The organism is Protofrankia coriariae (assembly GCF_001017755.1).
Taxonomy (GTDB): domain Bacteria; phylum Actinomycetota; class Actinomycetes; order Frankiales; family Frankiaceae; genus Protofrankia; species Protofrankia coriariae.
In genome coordinates, this window is sequence record NZ_JWIO01000090.1 from 1 (window position 1) to 3,879 (window position 3,879).

Annotated in this window: 1 protein-coding gene; it reads right to left on the minus strand. The window is 74.5% G+C overall.

All coding sequences use genetic code 11. The features are described 5' to 3' along the window. The coding region (locus tag FrCorBMG51_RS24225; protein WP_476742252.1) for an SDR family NAD(P)-dependent oxidoreductase at positions 1–3,864 on the minus strand (3,864 nt) is incomplete at its 3' end. Between the last annotated feature and the right edge of the window lie 15 nt (positions 3,865–3,879).

Genomic DNA, 3,879 nt, shown 5'->3' on the forward strand with positions numbered 1-3,879 from the left:
GAACAGCACGAACGCGGCCAGGTCGTGCCCGCGGGTGAGCTCGTGCAGGTGCCAGGCGCCGTCCAGCTTGGGACGCAGCACCGCGTCGAGACGGTCACCGGTGAGGCCGGCGAGCAGGCCGTCGTCGGCGATGCCGGCGGCGTGCACGACCGCGGTCAGCGGATGCTCGGCCGGGATCGCGGCGAGGACGCCGGCGAGCGCGCCACGGTCGGCGGCGTCCGCGGCCACGACGGTGGCGGTCGCGCCGAGCTCGGCGAGCTCGTCCCGCAGCGCCACCGCACCGGCGGCGTCGGGACCGCCGCGGGAGGTCAGGACGAGGTGGCGGACGCCGTGGGCGGCGACCAGATGGCGGGCGACCAGCGCGCCGATCGCGCCGGTACCACCTGTGATCAGAACAGTGCCGCCGGCGGTGAACGACGTCCCGGCCACTGTGCCGGTCGCTGTCACGTCCGCTGTGGTGTCCGACGCTGTGGTGTCCGACGTGGTGTCCGGCGCGTCCACCGTGCTGTCCGTGACGGACGCCGGGCCGCCCGCGGCCGTCTCCGTGATCGTCTCTGTGGCCGTGGCTGTGTCCGCACCCGCACCCGCACCCGCGGCCACATCCGTGCCTGGGCCTGCCGTGCCGGTCGGGTCGGCCGTCGCGACCCGGACCAGGCGGGGGACGGCGACGCTGCCCGCGCGGATCGCGAGCTGCGGCTCACCGCCGGCGTCCGCGACGGCGAGCGCCGCCGGCAGCGCCGCGGCCGAGACGGGATCGTCGTCGACGTCGAGCAGGACGATCCGGCCGGGATGCTCGGCCTGCACCGAACGCACCAGCCCCCACACGGCGGCGGACGCGACATCGACAGCTTCGTCAACAACTTCACTGCCAACGGCCCCGCTGCCGACAGTTCCGCCGCCGGCGGTCCCGTTGGGGGCGTCCGTCTCCTGAGCGGTTGTCGTGTCCGCGTCGGCTGTGCCCTGGGGGTCGGCTGTGCCCTGGGCGTCGGCGGGGGCGTCGGCGGGGACGCCGTCCACGGCGACCGCGTGCCGGGTGACGATGACGAGCTGGGCGCCGTCGACCCGGCGTTCGGCGGTCCACGCCTGCACCTGGGCCAGGACGCCGCGCGCCGTCGCGTGCGCGGCGGCCAGGACGTCACCGCCAGTGCCGCCGTCGCCGGCACTGGTGTTCGGGCCGCTGTCGTCGACGCCGGTGGCCGGCAGGCCGCTGGCGAAGACCAGACCGGGGGTGGGCTCGCCGAGGTCGATGGCGGTGGTGAGGTCGGTGAGGTCGGCGAACGCGCGGGTGTCCGCGCGGGCCTGCCGCAGCAGGTCGCGCAGGTGCTCCTCGGCGCCGAGCACGGACCAGGTCCGGCGGTCGGTGGCCGTCGACGTCGGCAGCGGTTTCCAGTCCACCGCGAACAGGGTGTCGTCGTCCGTTGCCCCGCCGGCGGCGGCCCGCGCGGCGTTGATCTGCGCCGAGGACACCAGCCGGCCGGTGAGCGAGGCGATCGACAGCACGAGCGCGCCGGTGCCGTCGGCGGTGTGCAGGGACAGCCGGTCCGGTCCGATCACCGCCAGCCGCACCCGCAGCGCGGACGCGCCGGCGGAGTGCAGCCGCAGACCCGACCAGGCGAACGGAAGCTGCACCTGGCCTGGCGGGGCGTCGAGCAGCCCCCGGTGGGCGCTGACGTGCACGGCCGCGTCGAGCAGGGCGGGGTGCAGGCCGAAGTCGCCGGCGTCCGCGCGTACCTGCTCGGGCAGCTCGATCTCGGCGAACAGCTCCTCGCCCCGTTCGGACTGCCGCTGCCAGGCGGCGCGCAGCCCGCGGAACGTCGGCCCGTACACCAGCCCCGCGCCGGCCAGGGCTTCGTAGACGCTGTCGACGTACGCGCTGCCGCTGCCGCTGTCGTCACCGTCGGTGCTGATGGCCTCGGCGCCCGGAGGCGGCCAGGTCGCCAGGGCCTCCGCGGCGGGGGTGTCGTCGGCGGTCAGGTAGCCGCTGACGTGGCGGGTCCAGCCGTCGGCGCGGGGCTGCTCGCCGTCCGGCCGCGAGTGGACCGCGATCGGTCGGCGTCCCGTCTCGTCCGGCGCGCCGACGACGACCTGTACCTGGACGCCGAACCGGCCGGGCAACACCAGCGGCGCCTCGGCGATCAGCTCGTCGACGGTGTCGTACCCGGTGATCTCGCCGGCGTGCAGGGCGAGCTCGATGAACACCGTGCCCGGGACGATCACGGAGCCCAGCACGGCGTGGTCGGCGAGCCAGGGGTGGGTGTGCAGGGAGAGGCGGCCGGTGAGGATGGTCTGCTCGGTGTCGGCGGGGGTGAGGGCGGCACGCAGGAGCGGGTGCTGGGTGGCTGCGAGGCCCAGGGTCGTGGGGTCGCCGCTGGTGGTGGCGGGGCGCAGCCAGAAGCGCTGGCGCTGGAAGGCGTAGTTGGGCAGGGGGACGGTGCGTGGCGGGGCGATCGCCGCGTCGGGGCCGGTCGTGTCGGGGCCGGTGAAGAGGGCGGGCCAGTCCAGGCGGACGCCGTGGGTGTGTGCGGTGGCGAGCGCGGTGAGCAGGGTGGCCGTTTCGGGCCGGTTGCGGCGCAGCAGGGGGACGGCGACCGTTTCGGGTCGGTTGTCGCCGCTGTCGCTGTTGGTGTTGGTGAGGGTTTCGTGGGTGAGGGCGGTCAGGACGGGGTCGGGGCCGAGTTCGAGGTAGGTGGTGGTGCCGTGGTGGTGGAGGGTTTCGGTGGCGTGCTGGTAGTGGACGGTGGCGCGGATGTGGCGGGTCCAGTGTTCGGGGGTGGCCGGGTCGCTGTCGGGGGTGTCGGTGAGGGCGGTGATGATCGGGATCGAGGGCTGGTGGTAGGTGAGGGTGGCGGCGATGGTGTGGAACTGGTCGAGGATGGGGTCGAGGTGGTGGGNCGGGGTGTCGGTGAGAGCGCTCACGATCGGGACGGCGGGCTGGTGGTAGGTGAGGGTGCGGGCGACGGCGTCGAACTGGTCGAGGATGGGGTCGAGGTGGTGGGAGTGGAAGGCATGGCTGACGCGTAGCTGACGGGTTTTTACCCCGCGGTCGGCGAAGTGTTGGGCGACGGCGTGGGTGGGTTCGGGGTCGCCGGCGATGACGACGGAGGTCGGCCCGTTGATGGCGGCGATGTCGACGCCGGGGTGGCCGTCGAGGGCGGTGCGGACGTCGTGTTCCCCGGCCTGGATGGCGATCATGATGCCGCCTGCTGGGGCGGAGTTGATCAGATGGGCGCGGGCGGCGACGAGGGTGGTGGCATCGGGGAGGGTGAGGATGCCGGCGGTGTGGGCGGCGGTGAGTTCGCCGATGGAGTGGCCGGCGAGGTGGTCGGGTTGCAGGCCCCAGTGGGTGAGGAGGTGGTAGAGGGCGGTTTCGAGGGCGAAGAGGGCGGGCTGGGTGTAGAGGGTTTGGTTGAGGTCGGTGGGGTCGGTGTCGAAGATGACCTCGCGCAGTGGCCGTAGCGGCTGGTCGAGCTGGTCGGTGTAGGTGGCGAGGGCGCTGTCGAGGGCGGCGGTGGTCTCGTCGAAGGCGGCGCGGAAGACGGGGTAGGTGTCGTAGAGCTCGCGGCCGGCGCCGGGGCGCTGCGCGCCCTGCCCGGTGAACAGGAAGGCGATCTTGCCAGGGGTGCCGGTGCCCACGACGGTCCGGGGCGTCTGCCGCTCGGTCGCGACCGCGTCCAGGCCCGCGAGCAGGTCGTCCCGGTCCCCGGCGATGACGACGGCGCGGTGGGACAGCGTCGCCCGGGTGGTGGCCAGCGAGTAGGCGACGTCCACCAGCCGCGGCGCGCTGTCACCGCTGACGTGCGCGGCCAGCCGGGCGGCCTGGTCCTGGAGAGCTCTGGGTGAGCGCGCGGAGATCAGGAACGGCAGCGGGCCGCCAGCCGG